The sequence below is a fragment of the Pseudomonas sp. genome, from assembly GCF_035497915.1.
GTDB lineage: Bacteria > Pseudomonadota > Gammaproteobacteria > Pseudomonadales > Pseudomonadaceae > Serpens.
On the sequence record NZ_DATJCS010000020.1, the window covers coordinates 60,792 to 77,277 of the forward strand.

A 16,486-nucleotide genomic window follows, 5' to 3' on the forward strand; every position below is an offset into this window, starting at 1 on the left:
AACTGTTGACTTGATCGGGGCCCCTGCGTAAAGTGCGCGCCTCGCAAGGCGATGGCTGATTAGCTCAGCTGGGAGAGCACCTGCATCACACGCAGGGGGTCGGCGGTTCGATCCCGTCATCAGCCACCATATCCTTGTGAATTCGGACGCAAGTCCGGCCGACGCGCAGTGGTAGTTCAGTCGGTTAGAATACCGGCCTGTCACGCCGGGGGTCGCGGGTTCGAGTCCCGTCCACTGCGCCATTATTCCTCCAGTCCCGCTGTCCGGGGCTGAGATCGAAGCGAAGACTTCGATCAGAAACCGAGTTATCGGACGCAAGTCCGGCCGACACGCAGTGGTAGTTCAGTCGGTTAGAATACCGGCCTGTCACGCCGGGGGTCGCGGGTTCGAGTCCCGTCCACTGCGCCATACCTGATCACCTTCCCTAGCGAAGGTGGAACAAGAGAAGCTGCCAAGGGCAGCTTTTTTTGTGCCTGCAGAAAATCACTGGCGGCACCCGCCTGGCCCGGCTGCCATTGGCCCGCGCCCGAGAACCTTATTCCCCCTCCTGGTCCCTTTTCTCAAGGTCACCGATGAGATATTCCATCTCGGCGATTTCGCGGCGCTGGGCGCTGATGATCTCGTCGGCCAGTTCGCGTACCCGTGGATCGCGGATCTGCGCCCGTTCGCTGGTCATGATGGCGATGGAGTGGTGGGGAATCATCGCCCGCATGTAGTCCTGGTCGTCTATCGTCGCCTGGCTGCGCACCAGCCAGAGGGCGAGCGCGAAGACCAGCAGGCTGCCCGCATAGATCGCGAGGTTGAGCGTCTTGTTGGCGTACATGTTCAGCATGAAGCTGAGCATGATCACCGCCATCGTCGCGCCCATCAGCAGGGCCATCCACAGCCGCGTTTCGCTCCACCGGACGTGCGCGAAGGCGTAGGTGTTGAGGTACATCAGGCCGAACATGAGCAGCGTCGAGGTGGCGATCATGGCGGCAAAGCGCCAATAGGACATATGCATGGGCTGGATCTCCCGTTCCGGTGTTTCGGCACCCGGCAGACCCGCCAATCCCTCATTGAGTTCAGGAGAGCCGGCCGGCTGGGGTTGGCACCGCCTGTGCCCGTTTGTCGCATCGGCGCGAAGCTGGCTCGTTGCTTGCTATACCCCGGGGTCTATGTCAAAGCGGTGACATGTCGCCGGGGTGGTGTCCGATGTCGTTATTCCAACTGCGTAACCTGATGATCAGCCGACGTCTGGCGCTGATCCTGCTCGCTTCGGTGGGCATGCTGGTGGTTCTGGCCGGTTTGATGCTGCTGCGTAGCCATCAGAGCCTGTACGACGCCAAGGCCCAGCAGCTGCGCTCGGTGATCGAGACGGCCAGCGGTGTGCTGGCCGAGGCCCACGCGCTGGAGCGCCAGGGTCTGCTCGATACCGCCCAGGCGCAGGCGCGGGCCGGTGCCACCATTCGTCAACTCGGCTTCGCCGGCGAATACCTGTTCATCTTCGACGAGCGCGGCTGGATGGTGTCGCACCCGAATGCCAAGCTGGTGGGCACCGACACCTCGGGCCTGAAGGACAGCAACGGCGTCTTCTATGTCCGTGAGATGGTCCGGGTCGCCGTCGAGCAGGGCAGCGGCACGGTGCTGTACCAATGGCCCAAGCAGCCGGGTGCCGAGCCGGTGGAAAAAATGAGCTATGTGGTGCGCTTCGAGCCTTGGGGTTGGGTGTTGGGCACCGGGCTGTACATCGATGACATCTCGGCCCAGTTCCGTCAGGAGGTGCTGCAGGTCGTGCTGTTGGGCCTGTTCATGGTCGGTGTGCTGGCCCTGATCATCGTGCTGATCGCACGCAGCATCAGCCGGCCGCTGAGCGCCACGGTGGCGGCCATGGCCGATATCGCCAGTGGCGAGGCCGACCTGACCCGCCAGTTGAAGACCGACGGCCGCGATGAACTGAGCCAGCTGGCCGGGCATTTCAACAGCTTCACCGGCAGCCTGCGCCAGGTGATCGGCGAAACCCTGGAATCGGCACGCATCCTGAGCCGCTCGGCCCAGGGCCTGGGCGACCAGGCGCGCCTGTTCAGCGAACAGAGCGCGCGCCAGTCGCAGCAGGTGGAGCAGGTGGCCACGGCCATCCATGAAGTGGCGTACAGCGTGCAGGATGTGGCCAAGAACGCCGAACACACCGCCGTCGATGTGCGCAGCGCCGAAGAGCGGGCCGGTCACGGGCTGCAGGGCATCGACAACGCGCTGGCGCAGATCGGCCAGCTGTCCACCAGCATCGATCAGGCGGTGAGCGTGATCCGCGCGCTGGCCGACGAAACCACCCGCATCGGTGGCGTGCTGGAAGTCATTCGCGCGGTGGCCGAGCAGACCAACCTGCTGGCGCTGAATGCCGCCATCGAGGCCGCGCGGGCGGGCGAACAGGGACGCGGCTTCGCCGTGGTGGCGGATGAAGTGCGCCTGCTGGCGCAACGCACCCAACAGTCCACGGCGGAAATCCAGGCAATGATCGAGCAGCTGCAGACCCATTCGGCGGCGGCCGTGAAGGTGATTCAGGACAGCAGCCGGCAGTCCGAGCAGACCGTCGAGCAGGCCAGCCAGGCCGGTGCCAGCCTGCGCCAGATCGTCGACTCGCTGCGCAGCATCAGCGGCCTGGCCGCCTCGATCGCCAGCGCCACCCTGGAGCAGTCCCATGTGGTCGACGAGATCAACGGCAACGTGACGCAGACCGCCAGCCTGGCCCAGGACAATGCCAGCGAGGCGGAAAAGGCCGCCGGCACCAGCCAGGCGCTCAACCAGCTGTCCGAGCGCCTGGACGCGCTGCTGAGCCGCTTCCGCGTCTAAGCGCAGCGAGGAACGTTGTGCTCCCGCATGTCTCTAACGCACGTTGGGACACTGCGGGAGCGATGAGATGGATTGTCGTAAATCGCTGCGACTGGGATTGCTATTGCTGGCGGGGTTGCCGGTGCCGCTGCTGGCTGATTCGCTGTCCATCAAGGTCGAGAACGACCTCCTGTCCTACGAGAACGATGACGGTCACTACAGCGGAGGACTGGAGCTGTTCTGGTCCTTCGAGCCCGCCAACGGGCATTGGGCGCGGGGGCTGGCCGACGCCCTGCCGGGCTGGAGGGGTGACGAGGTGCAGACCCTGGCCTACCGCTTCGGCATGCAGGGCTACACCCCGGAGGATCTGCGCAATCGCGCGCTGATCGAGGACGACCGGCCCTATGCGGGTCTGCTGTTCCTCGGCGTGTCGATGTATGGCGACCGCGACGAAGCGCGCTGGCGCTTGACCCGCGAACTGCACCTGGACACCGGTCTGGTGGGGCCGGGTACCGGGGTCGGCAAGCTGCAGCACTGGATCCACAAGCACATCAACGCCACCGAGCCGCGTGGCTGGAAGCACCAGCTGCGCAACGAACCCTTCCTCAACCTGGCCTACGGGCAGCAGTGGTGGCGCCGGGGCCGGCTGCCGGGCCTGGAGCTGGAGTACGCGCCCACCGCCGGCCTGGCGCTGGGCAATCTGTACACCTATGCCGCGGCCGGCGGCGTGCTGCGTTTCGGCCGGCATCTGGAGCGCAGCCTGGGCATTCCGTCGGTGACCCCGGCGCAGAGCGGCAGTCAGTACTTCACGCCGCTCGGTCACTTCGCCTGGTACGGCTTCATCGGCGTGGAAGGGCGTTACATGGCTTACAACCTGTTGCTCGACGGCAACACCTTCAAGTCCAGCCATTCGGTGGACCGTGAAGAGTGGGTGGGAGACCTGAAGGCCGGCCTGGCGCTGACCTGGAGCCGCTGGCAACTGACGTTCGTCAGCGTCTGGCGTACCCATGAGTTCCACGGTCAGGACGGTCATGACCAGTTCGGCTCGGTGACCCTGTCCTACGGTTTCTGAGCCGGCGCGCAGGCCAGCGGCCGTTGCCGGAAGCTGGCCCATGCCGTTTCCCAGCCCTCGCTGTGCGTGGCATCCACAGTCCGGATCTCCAGGCAGCCGGCCGGGCCGAGCTGCTCGGCGTAGGCGCGGGCGAGCAGTGGCGGCACCACCTTGTCGCGCTGGCCGGTGAGGTGCCGCTGGGGAATCTGGCGCAGGCGTTCGGCATAGGTCAGCGGTTCCAGCGAGCCGGTCAATGGCGAGAGACGGTGATGGGTGATCCAGGCCTGCGGGTGCAGGTTGCCGGCCAGGGTCTGCACGGCGGCCACGTCCGTGCGTTCGGCGGCCAGCAGCAGCGCCAGCGCGCCGCCGCCGGAATAGCCCACCAGCTCCAGGCGGTGCACGCCGTAGCGCTGCTTCAGTTGCTCGAGAGCACTGTGCAGGCTGTCGATCACCGGACGGCTGAAGCGCTGGTCGGTCCATAGCAGGGGCTTGCAGTCCGCATCGCTGACGAACTGGCAGGGTCGCGCCAGGTACACGGCGCCCTGCGGGTCGAGGGTGGCCAAGCGCGCCACCAGCAGGTCGCGGGGCGTGGGGTCCAGGCTCGGCTGAGTGGGCGTGGCCCAGGCGTAACCGTCGCCTTCCAGGTACACGCGCAGGCTGCCGCCTTCGATGCGCCGCGGCAGCACCGCCTGCAGCGGGAAGGGAGTGGTGGCCAGCACCTGTACGTCGCGGCTGGTCAGTTGCGCCTCCTCGCCCAGCTGTTTCAGGGGCGCCGCGCAGCCGCCGAGCAGTACCGTGAGCAACAGCAGGAACGTGCCGCGCTGCATATCTCAGCCCTCCTGGGCAATCGGCCGGCCGGTGAGGCGCTCGATCAGCGCCAGCAGGATGCCGGGCAGGGCATCGAGTTCGCGTACCAGGATGCGTCGCTCGCGCACCGCCCAGGGTTCGTCGAGCTGCACGGTGGCCAGGCGCATGGTGCGGCTGTGCCGCTGCGCGGCGGACTCGGGGATGATGCCGATGCCCACGCCCGCCTCGATCATCCGGCAGCTGGCTTCGAAGCTGGAGACCTGGATGCGCAGCGCGAGTTTCTGGCCGAGCTTTTCCACCTCGTCGCGCAGGAAGGTCAGCAGGGTGCTGCCTTCGTGCAGGCTGATGTGCGGGTAGGCCAGGGTCTGGGCGAGGGTCACCGCCTGTTCGCCGGCCAGCGGGTGGCCTTCGGGCACGGCCAGCACCAGGCGGTCGGTGCTGAAGTGGATGGCCTGCAGGCCGCTGACCTCCAGCGGACCGGCGATGATGCCCAGGTCCGTGGTGCCGTCCAGCACGCCGCGCACGATGTCGCGGCTCAGGCGTTCCTGCAGGTCCACGGTGACGCCCGGACGCTCGGCCAGGAAGCCGGCCAGTACCTCGGGGAGGAACTCGGTGACCGCCGTGGTGTTGGCGAAGATGCGGATGTGCCCGGCGTGGTCGGCGCCGTAGGCGGTGAATTCGCTTTTCAGGTAATCCACCTGGCGCATGATCAGCCGCGCGTGCTGCAGCAGCTTGTGGCCGGCGGGTGTCAGCTCCACGCCGCGGCTGTCGCGGTACAGCAGACGGCTGTCGAGCTGGCCCTCCAGGGCCTTGATGCGCGCGCTCGCAGCGGCCGGCGACAGGTGCGCGCGGCGCGCGCCCTGGGTCAGGCTCGGCGATTCGGCGATGTGGATGAACAGGCGCAGGTCGGCCAGATCGAAGTGCATGGATGTCCTCCGGACAACAGCGGTAGGTGGGACCGTCTCGCGGAAACGGCGTTCAGAATATCCGAATGCCGGTGGTTGTAAATCGGGATTCACGAAACGCCGGGCCCGAATGCATCCTGCGGCCACAACCACAAGACACCACGCGGGATGCCAGCCATGACCGACGCCGCACTGACTGCCTGGATCGGGCGCACCGAAGAAGCCCAGGACCAGCTGAGTCACAACCTCCTCAAGCGTATCGCCGCCACCCTGGGCGAGCCGACCCCCGCCAATGGCCAGCCCCTGCCGCCGCTGTGGCAGTGGTGCTTCTTCCAGGAACCGCTGTTCGAAACCGGCCTGGGCGCCGATGGCCATCCGGCGCGTGGCGGCTTCCTGCCGCCGGCGGACAACCGCAACCGCATGTGGGCGGGTGGCCGGGTGGAATTCTTCGAGCCGCTCAAGGCCGGCGCCGAGGCCGAGAAGGTCTCGACCATCAAGCACATCGAGGAAAAGCACGGCCGCACCGGTTCGCTGCTGTTCGTCACCGTGCAGCACGACTACCTGCAGGACGGCAGCCTGGCGATCCGCGAGGAACAGGACATCGTCTATCGCGAGCCGACTCCGCCGAAGCTGGGCAGTGGCGATGAACTGCCCACCGGCGACTGGCACGAGTCCATCACCCCCAGCTCGACCCTGCTGTTCCGCTATTCCGCCGTGACCTTCAACGGCCATCGCATCCACTACGACTGGCCCTACGTGACCGGCAGCGAAGGCTATCCGGGCCTGGTGGTGCACGGCCCGCTGATCGCCACCCTGAACCTGCGTGCCTTCTGCCGCGCCAACCCGCAGGCGCGCCTGCGCCGCTTCGCCTATCGCGGCGTGCGCCCGCTGATCGCGCCGCAAGCGTTCGAGGTGGGTGGGCGCATCGTCGCCCCCGGCAAGGCCGAGCTGTGGGCCGGCAACGCCGACGGCATCGCCCAGAAGGCCGAAGTGGAATTCGAATGACCAGCGGCACCGCAGGGTGGATCACGCTGTATCGATCCACCGAGCGGAGTTTCGGTGGATGTGCAAAGCGACATCCACCCTACGCCTGCCGAACCGATCGGCAAGGTGGATAGGTCGGCACGGTGGCCGGAACAACGCCGACCACCCCACGGCACGCCACGTAACAAGAAGAACATCGAGGAACCGCAATGAACCCGTACCTGAATGACGAATACAACGCCATCCGTGAAGGCGTGCGCGCGCTGTGCGCCGAGTTTCCCGCCGAATACTGGCGCAAGATCGACGAGGAAAAGGGCTTCCCGGAAGCATTCGTCACCGCGATGACCGAAGCCGGCTGGCTGTCGGCGATGATCCCGGAAGCGTACGGCGGCTCGGGCCTGGGCCTGGCGGAAGCCTCCATCATCCTGGAGGAGGTCAACCGCTGCGGCGGCAACTCCGGCACCATCCACGGCCAGATGTACAACATGTTCACCCTGCTGCGTAACGGCAGCGAGGAGCAGAAGCGCTACTACCTGCCCAAGCTGGCCAGCGGCGAGCTGCGCCTGCAGTCCATGGGCGTGACCGAGCCGACCACCGGCACTGACACCACCAAGATCAAGACCACCGCGGTGCGCCAGGGCGACAAGTACGTCATCAACGGCCAGAAGGTGTGGATCTCGCGTATCCAGCACTCCGACCTGATGATCCTGCTGGCGCGCACCACGCCGCTGGCCGAGGTGAAGAAGAAGGCCGACGGCATGTCGATCTTCCTGGTCGACCTGCGCGAGGCCATCGGCAACGGCCTGACCGTGCAGCCGATCGCCAACATGGTCAACCACGAGACCAACGAGCTGTTCTTCGACAACCTGGAAATCCCCGCCAGCAGCCTGATCGGCGAAGAGGGCAAGGGCTTCCGCTACATCCTCGACGGCCTGAACGCCGAGCGCACCCTGATCGCCGCCGAGTGCATCGGTGACGGCCGCTGGTTCACCGAGAAGTCCGCCCAGTACGCCCGTGATCGCGTGGTGTTCGGTCGCCCGATCGGCCAGAACCAGGGTGTGCAATTCCCGATCGCCGAGGCGCACATCGAGCTGGAAGCGGCCGACCTGATGCGCTGGCGCGCCTGCGAGGAGTACGACGCCGGCCGCAATGCCGGTGCCGCGGCCAACATGGCCAAGTACCTGGCCGCCAAGGCGTCCTGGGAAGCGGCCAACGCCTGCCTGCAGACCCACGGTGGTTTCGGTTTCGCCAACGAGTACGACGTCGAGCGCAAGTTCCGCGAGACCCGTCTCTACCAGGTGGCGCCGATCTCCACCAACCTGATTCTTTCGTACGTGGCCGAGCACCTCCTCGAGCTGCCGCGCTCGTTCTGACCAACCCGTAGGGTGGAAAACGGCGCAGCCTTTTCCACCAGACGGAGCCGGTGCAGGGAAACGGTGGAAAAGACCTGGCGGTCGTTTCCCACCCTACGAATGACGGCAGGGCGGTCAACGCAACGCGTTGGCCACCACCGCGCCGGAACGGCGCCTGACCACGGAGAGACGTTATGCAGATCAGCCATCTCGACCATCTGGTACTCACGGTGCAGAGCATCGAGCGCAGCGTCGATTTCTACACCCGCGTGCTGGGCATGCAGCCGGTGGTGTTCGGCGAGGGCCGCAAGGCGCTGGCCTTCGGCGAGCAGAAGATCAACCTGCACCAGGCCGGCGCGGAATTCGAGCCGCACGCCCATCGGCCGACGCCGGGTTCGGCGGACCTCTGCTTCGTCGTCGCCGAGCCACTGGAGCAGGTCATCGCCCAGCTGCAGGTCAACGGCGTCGAGATGCTCATGGGGCCGGTGATGCGCACCGGCGCCCAGGGGCCGATCCGCTCCGTCTACCTGCTCGACCCCGACCTGAACCTCATCGAACTCTCGAATTATCTGGAGATGGCCGAATGAGCCAGTACACCCAAGCCCTTGCCGCGTTCCTTGCCGACCTGCGCTACGAGCAGGTGCCGGCCGCGGTTCTCGATCGCACCGAAGACCTGTTCCTCGACTGGCTGGGTTCGGCGCTGGCCAGCCAGGGCGCGCACCCGATTCCGCTGTTCGAGCGCTACGCCGAGCAGATGGGCCCGGCCGAAGGGCGTGCGCGCATCCTGGTCAGCCGCCGCTCCAGCTCGGCCTACTTCGCCGCGCTGGTCAACGGCGCCAGCTCGCACCTGGTGGAGCAGGACGACCTGCACAACAGCTCTGTGCTGCACCCGGCCACCGTGGTGTTCCCGGCCGCGCTGGCCGCCGCGCAGGATCTCGGCAAGTCCGGTCGCGAGCTGCTGCTGGCCTCGCTGGCCGGCTACGAGGCGGGTATTCGCATCGGCGAATTCCTCGGCCGCTCCCACTACCGCATCTTCCACACCACCGCGACCGTCGGCACTCTGGCCGCCGCCGTGGCGGTCGGCAAGCTGATGGGCTTCGACAAGGAACAGTTCATCAACCTGCTGGGCAGCGCGGGCACCCAGGCCGCCGGCCTGTGGGAATTCCTGCGCGACGCCGCCGACTCCAAGCAGCTGCACACCGCCAAGGCCGCCGCCGACGGTCTGCTGGCCGCCTACCTGACCGCCGACGGGCTGAGCGGGGCGCGCAACATCCTGGAAGGCGAGCAGGGCATGGCCGCCGGCATGTCCACGGACGCCGATCCGCGCTGGCTGTCCGACCGCCTGGGCGAGCGCTGGGCGCTGGCCGAGACCAGCTTCAAGTTCCACGCCTCCTGCCGGCACACCCATCCGGCCGCCGACGCGCTGCTGGCGCTGATGCAGCGCGAGAACCTGACTGCCGACGAGATCGCCCGGGTGACCACCCGCGTGCACCAGGGCGCCATCGATGTGCTGGGTCGTGTGGTGGTGCCGCAGACCGTGCACCAGGCCAAGTTCTCCATGGGCACCGTGCTGGGCCTGATCGCCCTGTACGGCAAGGCCGGCCTGACCGAATTCCACACCCACGCGCTGACCGACCCCCGCGTCGGCCAGTTCCGCGACAAGGTCAGCATGCGGCTGGACCCGGAAGTGGATGGCGCGTACCCGCAGCGCTGGCTGGGCCGCGTCGAGGTGGTGACCGTCGATGGCCGCACCCTGACTGCCGCCGTGGACGATCCCAAGGGCGATCCGGGCAACACCCTGAGCCGCGCCGAGCTGGAAGACAAGTTCCGCCGCCTGGTGGCCTTCTCCGGCGCGCGCAGCGCCGCCGAGGCCGGCGTGCTGATCGACCGCGTCTGGCGCCTGCGTGACACCTACGACCTGGGCGGCCTGGCCTGATGGCCAGAGCGTTTCCGTAGGGTGGAAAACGACCCCAGGTCTTTTCCACCGAATGCCGAGCGCATGAATTTGAAACGTGTGGAAAAGGCTACGCCGTTTTCCACCCTACGGACTGAACCGAATTTGCAGGAACAACCGGATATGAGCACACCGAACAACAGCGTCCGTCCGCTGGACGGCATCACCGTCATCAGCCTGGAGCACGCCATCGCCGCGCCGTTCTGCACCCGTCAGTTGGCTGACCTCGGCGCGCGGGTGATCAAGATCGAGCGCCCCGGCTCGGGCGACTTCGCCCGGGGCTATGACGAGCGCGTCGACGGCCTGGCCTCCCACTTCGTGTGGACCAACCGCTCCAAGGAAAGCCTGACCCTGGACCTCAAGCAGGACGAGGCGATGCAGGTGCTCGACCAGTTGCTGAGCCAGGCCGACGTGCTGGTGCAGAACCTGGCGCCGGGCGCCGCCGCGCGCATGGGCCTGTCCTTCGAGGTGCTGCATGAGTGCTACCCGCGCCTGATCGTCTGCGACATCTCCGGCTATGGCGAGGGCGGCCCCTACGAGCAGAAGAAGGCCTACGACCTGCTGATCCAGTCCGAAGGCGGCTTCCTGTCCGTCACCGGCGGGCCCGGCGAGGACGAGATGGCCAAGGCCGGTTGCTCCATCGCCGACATCGCCGCCGGCATGTACGCCTACACCGGCGTGCTCTCGGCGCTGATGCTGCGCGACAAGACCGGCAAGGGCAGCCGCGTGGACGTGTCGATGCTGGAAAGCCTGGTGGAATGGATGGGCTACCCGCTGTACTACGCCTACCAGGGCGCCACTCCGCCGCCGCGTGCCGGCGCCGCCCATGCCACCATTTACCCGTATGGCCCGTTCCCGGCCGGCGACGGCAAGACCGTGATGCTGGGCCTGCAGAACGAGCGCGAGTGGGTGGCCTTCTGCGAGAAGGTGCTGCTCGCGCCGGAACTGGCCCGGGACCCGCGCTTCTCCGCCAACTTCAAGCGCTCGGAAAACCGCGCCGAGCTGCGCGCCATCATCGTCGAGGTGTTCAGCACCCTGACCGCCGACGAGGTGATCGCGCGCCTGGATGCCGCGCCGATCGCCAACGCCCACGTCAACGACATGGCCGGCGTGTGGGCGCACCCGCAGCTCAAGGCCCGCGAGCGCTGGACCACGGTGGGCAGCCCCTCGGGCGAACTGCCGGCGCTGCTGCCGCCGGGTCGCAACGCCTCATTCCAACCGCGCATGGACCCGGTGCCCGCGCTCGGCGAGCATACCGAGCGCCTGCTGGGCGAGCTGGGTTACGCCGAGGGCGATATCCAGCGCCTGCGCCAGCAGGGCGCCGTCTGACCCCATTCCAAGAAGGACACTCTTCATGAGCAGCATCGTTCGCTCCGCCCTGTTCGTGCCGGCCACCCGCCCGGAACGCATCGCCAAGGCCCTGGCCACCGGCGCCGACGTGGTCGTCGTCGACCTCGAGGACGCCGTGGCCGAAACCCTGAAGGTCGAGGCCCGCGACAACCTGGAGCGCTACCTGCGCGACAACCCCGAGGTGCGGCTGTATGTGCGGATCAACGGTGCCCTGCATGCCCAGCATCTGGAGGACCTGGCTGTCTGCCGCCGCTATGCCGGCGTGGTCGGTGTGTTGCTGCCCAAGGCCGAGAGCGCCCGGCAGGTGGAGCGCACGGCCGAATGCGGCAAGCCGGTGTGGCCGATCATCGAAAGCGCGCTGGGCCTGCAGCGCCTGGAGGAGATCGCCCGCGCCAAGGGCGTCGAGCGGCTGAGCTTCGGTGCGCTGGACCTGGGTCTGGATCTGGGCCTGGCCAGCGGCACTGCCGCGGCCGAACGCATCCTCGACCAGGCCCGCTACGCCATCCTGCTGCAGTCGCGGCTGGCCGACCTGGCCGCGCCGCTGGACAGCGTGTTCCCCGACTTCCAGGACGCTGACGGCCTGGCCCGCCACACCGCCGACATCCGCGACATGGGCTTCGGCGGCCGACTGTGCATCCACCCGAAGCAGGTGGACGTGGTGCACGCCACCCTGATGCCCAGCGAAGCGGAGCTGGATTGGGCGCGTCGTGTCATCGCCGGTTTCGCCCAGGGCGAGGCGGTGTTCGTGGTCGACGGCCAGATGGTGGACATGCCGGTGATCGGTCGCGCCCGCCGCCTGCTGGAGCGTGCCGGGCAGCACTGAACAGTTCCCGCATGGGCCGCCCACCGCTGCCCGTGCCAAATCCCTTCACTTCAGAGGAGTGCAACGACCGCCAGGGAGGGAAAGCGGCCTTGAAAGGCCAACCACACATACAAAAACAAAGAGGTAAGACCCCATGCGCAACTTCACTTTCAAAGCGCTTGCCTGCGCCGTGTCCCTGTCCTTCGCCGGTCTCGTGCAGGCGGCGGACCCCATCGTCATCAAGTTCGCCCACGTGGTGGCGGACAGCACGCCCAAGGGGCAGGGCGCCCTGCTGTTCAAGCGCTATGCCGAAGAGCGCCTGCCGGGCCAGGTCAAGGTCGAGGTGTACCCGAACTCCTCGCTGTATGGCGACGGCAAGGAAATGGAAGCCCTGCTGCTCGGCGACGTGCACATGCTGGCGCCCTCGCTGGCCAAGTTCGAGCCCTACGCCAAGGCCATCCAGATCTTCGATCTGCCGTTCATCTTCGACGACATCCACGCCGTGGACCGCTTCCAGGCCAGCGACGCCGGCCAGTCGCTGCTGCGCAGCATGGAAGGCAAGGGCATCACCGGCCTGGCCTACTGGCACAACGGCATGAAGCAGCTGTCGGCCAACAAGCCGATGCGCCTGCCCAAGGACGCGCGCGGCCTGAAGTTCCGCGTGCAGGCCTCCAACGTGCTGGACGAGCAGTTCAAGGTCATTCGCGCCAACCCGCGCAAGATGAGCTTTGCCGAGGTGTACCAGGGCCTGCAGACCGGTGTGGTCAACGGCACCGAGAACACCTGGTCGAACTACTTCAGCCAGAAGGTGCATGAGGTGCAGCCGTACTTCACCGCGTCCGACCACGGCGCCATCGACTACATGGTCATCACCAACACGAAATTCTGGAACGGCCTGCCGGAGAACATTCGCGCCGAGCTGCAGGGCGTGATGAAGGATGTGACCAAGGAAGTGAACCGCCAGGCCGACGACCTCAATCGCGAGGCTCGCGAGGCCATCGTCAAGGCCGGCACCAGCCAGATCATCGAATTGACCGCGCAAGAGCGTAACGAATGGCGCGAGGCCATGAAGCCGGTGTGGAAGAAGTTCGAGGCCGAGATCGGCAAGGAACTGATCGAGGCCGCCGCGGCGTCCAACCAGGCGGACAGCGTCGCCGCCAGCCACTGATCCCTGCGTTAACCCTGAGTACATCCTCTTTGCCCGTCGGCTCCCGGAGTCGACGGGCCTTTTTTGCGAGCCACGCAATTGAATTGCGTTCTCGATGCTGATGGGCAGAACCGACTGTCAATTGGCCGAATCAAGCGTTCGTTTCGCCTTGCGGGATAAAAACGCCAGATTCACAACTTCCTGATCCCGGTCCTGGTGTTGCATTGACAAAGCAAGTTCTTCGCTACAGTATTTTTTGCGAATATTGCCTGCAGTTAATTGTGCAGAAAGTTGCACAACTATAACGGATCACAGGGTTTGAAGAACTAATTCAAACCGAATAATCGTCGCCGATCCCATAGAGCCCAACGGGATCCACAAGGAAGTGTGTCATGTCAGGAAAACCCGCCGCCCGCCAGGGCGATGCCACCCTCTGCCCACTTCCGGGGCACGGCAACAGCCCCATCGCCACCGGCTCGCCAGACGTCCTCATCGACGGTCTGCCCGCCGCGCGTATGGGCGACACCACTGCTTGCGGCGCCGCCTTGAACGGCAATGTCATTCCGAATGTGTTGATCAATGGCCAGCCCGCCGTCGTGCAGGGCAGTTTGGGTAGCCACGGCAACGTGGTCATCGGCGGCTCCGGCACGGTAATCATCGGCAACAGTGCGGCCGGTGCTGCATCCTCCTCCGTCAGCACTGCCTCCACCTCAGATGCGAGCGCTGGCGCAGCAGCAACATCCACCCCTGCCGCCGCGCAGGCACTGCGTACCGCCGAAAGCAGGCTGGCCAGCAGTCAGTCCGAGAGCTTCGACCAGGATGCCGCACTGGAGGAAGCCCCGTTCGAGGAGGAAGAAGAGGAGGAAGAGCTGATCGCCGAGAGCCGCCAGGCCATTACCCTGCGTGTCGGTTTCTTCTTCGACGGGACCGGGGACAATGCCGACAATATCGCGCGCGGCAATCAGTGCCGGGCCAGCCAGTTGGGGCTTGATTCGCAGGACGCACAGAATCTGCTCGACCATTGCTTGCCTCATCAGATGGATCCGATGAGTAGTTATGGGAGGCAGAAGACCAATATTGCCAAGTTGTATGAGCTGTACCGCGACGATAGCCCAGAGTCCATGGGTGAGCAGACTTCTGAAGCGTGCATCCCTATCTATGTAGGTGGCGTAGGGACTCAGTCCGGAGAGGCGGATAAACTGTTTCCAGACATGGCGCTTGGTAGAGGAGAAACCGGTGTTCTTGAGAAGGTCAGCAATGGCGTCGTTCAACTTTCTAACATTGCTGAAGAGTTGATTACTCAAAATCCGAATAAGCAGATCAAATATATTGCAATTGATATCTTTGGCTTTAGTCGTGGTGCTGCGGCGGCCCGGCATCTTGTGAGCGATCTACGCAGAGGCCGAAACTCGCAGCTAGCGCAAACCTTGCGTGGTCAGGGATCTCTGCTAGCCGATTTTGACTGGCGGTTTGGCCATGGATTGCGTGTCAATCTGATTGGCCTGTTCGATACCGTGGCCGCCATCGGCACCTTCAGTGATGGCTGGGATGTGCATGACGGCCACAACGGTGATCTCAAGCTTCACCTGGCCCCGGACAGCGCGCCCAAGGTTATCCATCTGGTGGCCGGCGATGAATATCGCCATAACTTCTCGCTCAACAGTACCCGACCCGGTTTCAAGGAAATCGTTATCCCCGGCGCCCACGGCGATATCGGTGGCAGTTATCCGGATGTGGCGGATGAGCATTTGTTTTTGACTCGCCCCTTCATCGACATCGTTGATGAGCGACTGCGCAAGGAAGAAAGCCTGGCCTGGCGGCGCGCCGAACAGGCTCTTGCGGAATGGCAGCAGAAGGACTTGCTCGATCCCTGGCAGCCGGAAGGCCGCCTGTATATCGACTGCTGGGAGGTTCTGTCCAACCTACGCGAGGCCCGCCCCTCCAAAGCCGTTTATGCCCAGATCAAGCTGGAACGGCGGGTGCGTGGAGAATACGGGCGCATCACGTTACGCCTCATGCATGCACTGGCTCGGGATGCTGGGACGCCTTTTAAGGCCTTGGATGAAGCTGATCCCCAGTACGCCATCCCGGCGTCTCTAACGTTAATTGCTGACAAACTGTTGGCCTTTGCCCGCGGTCAGTCCGCTCTGGACCTCTCGCCTGAAGAACTCACCGTGCTCAAGGCGCACTACCTGCACCAGTCTGCGCACTGGAATATCTACCCAGGGGAGAGCGGCGCCATGACGGCCCACTTCGTCAATCGCCCCGCCAAGGACAACAAGCGCGCCATTCACGCAAATAAGGCCGAGGGCGTGTTCCTGCCATGAAATTCCTCTTGCTCATATTTCTGACCGCGCTATCTCTGGCAAGCGGGGCAAACGAAGCCGACCCTGCCGGCCGCTACGTGCTCAACGGTGTGCGAGAAATGGACTCAGCGCTGCTTATCCGAAGCGACGGCACGTTTGCGGCCACCATGGCCTACGGCAACGTCGAGGGGAGGGTGCAGGGTCGCTGGCAGCGGCAGGGCGAGACCCTTATCTTGCAGGGCGCTCAGGGCCATCCCGAAATCGCCGAGTTGATTAATGACACCCGCCTAACCCTCGATGGCGCCTGCCTGCTGCGCGACATGGGCAAGTACCAGGCCTGCTACCTGCGTCAGCCTGAACTGCCCTTTGACGTTTGGTACCTGGGCTACTTCGCACCCGATTACATGGACGTTTGGGTGGAAACCACCGACATCACCGATGTGCGTGGCATTACTTCCCGAGAAGCTGTGGCGGGGAGCGTTTCAATCTGGCAACCCGAGAATGGCACGGGGCAGCCGGCGGGGTGGCCGGAATCCGTTGGACTCGGCGCTGGGCGTCACCTCAGTCAGTTGGATTTACCAGCGCGTATCCATATCCGCTGGCAGTCCTTGGTCGAGCCACAAACCTATCGCGTGACTCTCGATATTCCTGCGAAGGCGCGTGACCTGATGATCACACCTGAATATGTCAATTGTCCCATCTCGGGCTGGGGTAACGAATACCGCAACGCCATTACCATCGGCCTGGCGCCTGGCGGCATCGTAAAACTCTGGATTACCGGCCCTTGCTTTTTCGGGACCGAGGTCCTGCGCGCGCAAGCCGAAATCGAACCGCTGGGGCCGTATGGAGGGCGTTCAGGAGGCAAGCACCGACCGTTGAAGCCCGCCGCCAAGGCCTACATCGAAAAGCACGGAATTCCCTATGGCTCCTGGTAAGCGTCTGCTGGGCTGTTTGCTGCTGGTTCTGTCCCTGGCAGCCAACGCCGCCAGCGATATCGACCCCGCCGGCCGCTACGTGCTC

The 16,486-nt window shown here is 65.3% G+C and carries 14 protein-coding genes, 3 tRNA genes and 1 pseudogene; 15 read left to right on the forward strand and 3 right to left on the reverse strand.

Annotation, left to right across the window (positions count from 1 at the left end; all coding sequences use genetic code 11):
- The first annotated feature begins 53 nt into the window (after positions 1–53).
- The 3 genes from VL129_RS07145 (at position 54) to VL129_RS07155 (ending at position 408) form a co-directional block, all read left to right on the forward strand.
- Positions 54–129, forward strand: a tRNA-Val gene (locus VL129_RS07145).
- A gap of 36 nt (positions 130–165) precedes the next feature.
- Positions 166–242: transfer RNA gene (locus VL129_RS07150), tRNA-Asp, on the forward strand.
- An 89-nt stretch (positions 243–331) separates the two neighbouring features.
- A tRNA-Asp gene (locus VL129_RS07155) sits at positions 332–408 on the forward strand.
- A gap of 127 nt (positions 409–535) precedes the next feature.
- On the opposite strand, the gene VL129_RS07160 is transcribed toward VL129_RS07155, so the two are convergent.
- On the reverse strand, positions 536–1,003 hold the full coding sequence (locus VL129_RS07160; protein ID WP_325411525.1) for a DUF305 domain-containing protein: 468 nt from the start codon (positions 1,001–1,003) through the stop codon (positions 536–538).
- 287 nt (positions 1,004–1,290) lie between these two features.
- Here VL129_RS07160 and VL129_RS17160 point away from each other — a divergent pair.
- From VL129_RS17160 to VL129_RS07170, 3 genes and pseudogenes are all read left to right on the forward strand, one after another.
- Positions 1,291–1,974: pseudogene (locus VL129_RS17160) on the forward strand (cache domain-containing protein); the annotation flags it as partial.
- A 129-nt stretch (positions 1,975–2,103) separates the two neighbouring features.
- The gene (locus VL129_RS17165; protein ID WP_414705157.1) at positions 2,104–2,829 is read left to right on the forward strand and encodes a methyl-accepting chemotaxis protein; all 726 of its coding nucleotides are present in this window, start codon (positions 2,104–2,106) and stop codon (positions 2,827–2,829) included.
- A 67-nt stretch (positions 2,830–2,896) separates the two neighbouring features.
- Positions 2,897–3,880 (forward strand): lipid A deacylase LpxR family protein, encoded by a 984-nt coding sequence (locus VL129_RS07170; RefSeq protein WP_325411529.1) that lies wholly within the window; start codon positions 2,897–2,899, stop codon positions 3,878–3,880.
- Here VL129_RS07170 and VL129_RS07175 read toward each other — a convergent pair.
- The gene (locus VL129_RS07175; RefSeq protein ID WP_325411531.1) at positions 3,868–4,686 is read right to left on the reverse strand and encodes an alpha/beta hydrolase; all 819 of its coding nucleotides are present in this window, start codon (positions 4,684–4,686) and stop codon (positions 3,868–3,870) included. The genes VL129_RS07170 and VL129_RS07175 overlap by 13 nt on opposite strands.
- A 3-nt stretch (positions 4,687–4,689) precedes the next feature.
- The gene (locus VL129_RS07180) at positions 4,690–5,592 is read right to left on the reverse strand and encodes a LysR family transcriptional regulator (RefSeq protein WP_325411533.1); all 903 of its coding nucleotides are present in this window, start codon (positions 5,590–5,592) and stop codon (positions 4,690–4,692) included.
- Positions 5,593–5,748: 156 nt separating this feature from the next.
- Between VL129_RS07180 and VL129_RS07185 the strand changes: the two genes are divergently transcribed.
- The 9 genes from VL129_RS07185 to VL129_RS07225 all read left to right on the forward strand — a co-directional run bounded on the left by VL129_RS07185 (position 5,749) and on the right by VL129_RS07225 (position 16,401).
- Positions 5,749–6,576 (forward strand): HTD2 family dehydratase, encoded by an 828-nt coding sequence (locus VL129_RS07185; RefSeq protein WP_325411535.1) that lies wholly within the window; start codon positions 5,749–5,751, stop codon positions 6,574–6,576.
- 188 nt (positions 6,577–6,764) lie between these two features.
- On the forward strand, positions 6,765–7,928 hold the full coding sequence (locus VL129_RS07190; RefSeq protein ID WP_325411537.1) for an acyl-CoA dehydrogenase family protein: 1,164 nt from the start codon (positions 6,765–6,767) through the stop codon (positions 7,926–7,928).
- A 173-nt stretch (positions 7,929–8,101) separates the two neighbouring features.
- A complete protein-coding gene (locus VL129_RS07195; protein WP_325411539.1) occupies positions 8,102–8,494 on the forward strand; it encodes a VOC family protein in 393 nt (130 codons plus the stop codon).
- Positions 8,491–9,843 carry an MmgE/PrpD family protein gene (locus VL129_RS07200; protein ID WP_325411541.1) on the forward strand — a complete coding sequence of 451 codons (1,353 nt, stop codon included), beginning with the start codon at positions 8,491–8,493 and terminating at the stop codon, positions 9,841–9,843. Before VL129_RS07195 ends, VL129_RS07200 begins: the two co-directional genes overlap by 4 nt.
- 141 nt (positions 9,844–9,984) lie before the next feature.
- Positions 9,985–11,190, forward strand: coding sequence for a CaiB/BaiF CoA transferase family protein (locus tag VL129_RS07205; RefSeq protein ID WP_325411542.1), 1,206 nt, complete (start codon positions 9,985–9,987; stop codon positions 11,188–11,190).
- A 25-nt stretch (positions 11,191–11,215) separates the two neighbouring features.
- Entirely contained in the window at positions 11,216–12,034 is an 819-nt protein-coding gene (locus VL129_RS07210) for an HpcH/HpaI aldolase/citrate lyase family protein (protein WP_325411544.1), read from the forward strand.
- 133 nt (positions 12,035–12,167) lie between these two features.
- Positions 12,168–13,181: a TRAP transporter substrate-binding protein gene (locus VL129_RS07215; protein ID WP_325411546.1), complete on the forward strand. Its 1,014-nt coding sequence runs from the start codon at positions 12,168–12,170 to the stop codon at positions 13,179–13,181.
- Between the two features lie 371 nt (positions 13,182–13,552).
- Complete coding sequence (locus VL129_RS07220; protein WP_325411548.1) at positions 13,553–15,487, forward strand: PAAR domain-containing protein; 1,935 nt, start codon at positions 13,553–13,555, stop codon at positions 15,485–15,487.
- On the forward strand, positions 15,484–16,401 hold the full coding sequence (locus tag VL129_RS07225; protein WP_325411550.1) for a DUF2931 family protein: 918 nt from the start codon (positions 15,484–15,486) through the stop codon (positions 16,399–16,401). The genes VL129_RS07220 and VL129_RS07225 overlap by 4 nt, the downstream gene beginning before the upstream one ends.
- Positions 16,402–16,486: the final 85 nt, after the last annotated feature.

What these genes read in the sequence shown, in the direction of transcription:
- VL129_RS07200 (WP_325411541.1), top strand. Translation starts at nt 8,491, where the DNA reads ATGAGCCAGTACACCCAAGCCCTTGCCGCGTTCCTTGCCGACCTGCGC.
- VL129_RS07210 (WP_325411544.1), top strand. Translation starts at nt 11,216, where the DNA reads ATGAGCAGCATCGTTCGCTCCGCCCTGTTCGTGCCGGCCACCCGCCCG.
- VL129_RS07185 (WP_325411535.1), top strand. Translation starts at nt 5,749, where the DNA reads ATGACCGACGCCGCACTGACTGCCTGGATCGGGCGCACCGAAGAAGCC.
- VL129_RS07175 (WP_325411531.1), bottom strand. Translation starts at nt 4,686, where the DNA reads ATGCAGCGCGGCACGTTCCTGCTGTTGCTCACGGTACTGCTCGGCGGC.
- VL129_RS07215 (WP_325411546.1), top strand. Translation starts at nt 12,168, where the DNA reads ATGCGCAACTTCACTTTCAAAGCGCTTGCCTGCGCCGTGTCCCTGTCC.
- VL129_RS07190 (WP_325411537.1), top strand. Translation starts at nt 6,765, where the DNA reads ATGAACCCGTACCTGAATGACGAATACAACGCCATCCGTGAAGGCGTG.
- VL129_RS07170 (WP_325411529.1), top strand. Translation starts at nt 2,897, where the DNA reads ATGGATTGTCGTAAATCGCTGCGACTGGGATTGCTATTGCTGGCGGGG.
- VL129_RS07160 (WP_325411525.1), bottom strand. Translation starts at nt 1,003, where the DNA reads ATGCATATGTCCTATTGGCGCTTTGCCGCCATGATCGCCACCTCGACG.
- VL129_RS07195 (WP_325411539.1), top strand. Translation starts at nt 8,102, where the DNA reads ATGCAGATCAGCCATCTCGACCATCTGGTACTCACGGTGCAGAGCATC.
- VL129_RS07225 (WP_325411550.1), top strand. Translation starts at nt 15,484, where the DNA reads ATGAAATTCCTCTTGCTCATATTTCTGACCGCGCTATCTCTGGCAAGC.
- VL129_RS07205 (WP_325411542.1), top strand. Translation starts at nt 9,985, where the DNA reads ATGAGCACACCGAACAACAGCGTCCGTCCGCTGGACGGCATCACCGTC.
- VL129_RS07220 (WP_325411548.1), top strand. Translation starts at nt 13,553, where the DNA reads ATGTCAGGAAAACCCGCCGCCCGCCAGGGCGATGCCACCCTCTGCCCA.
- VL129_RS07180 (WP_325411533.1), bottom strand. Translation starts at nt 5,592, where the DNA reads ATGCACTTCGATCTGGCCGACCTGCGCCTGTTCATCCACATCGCCGAA.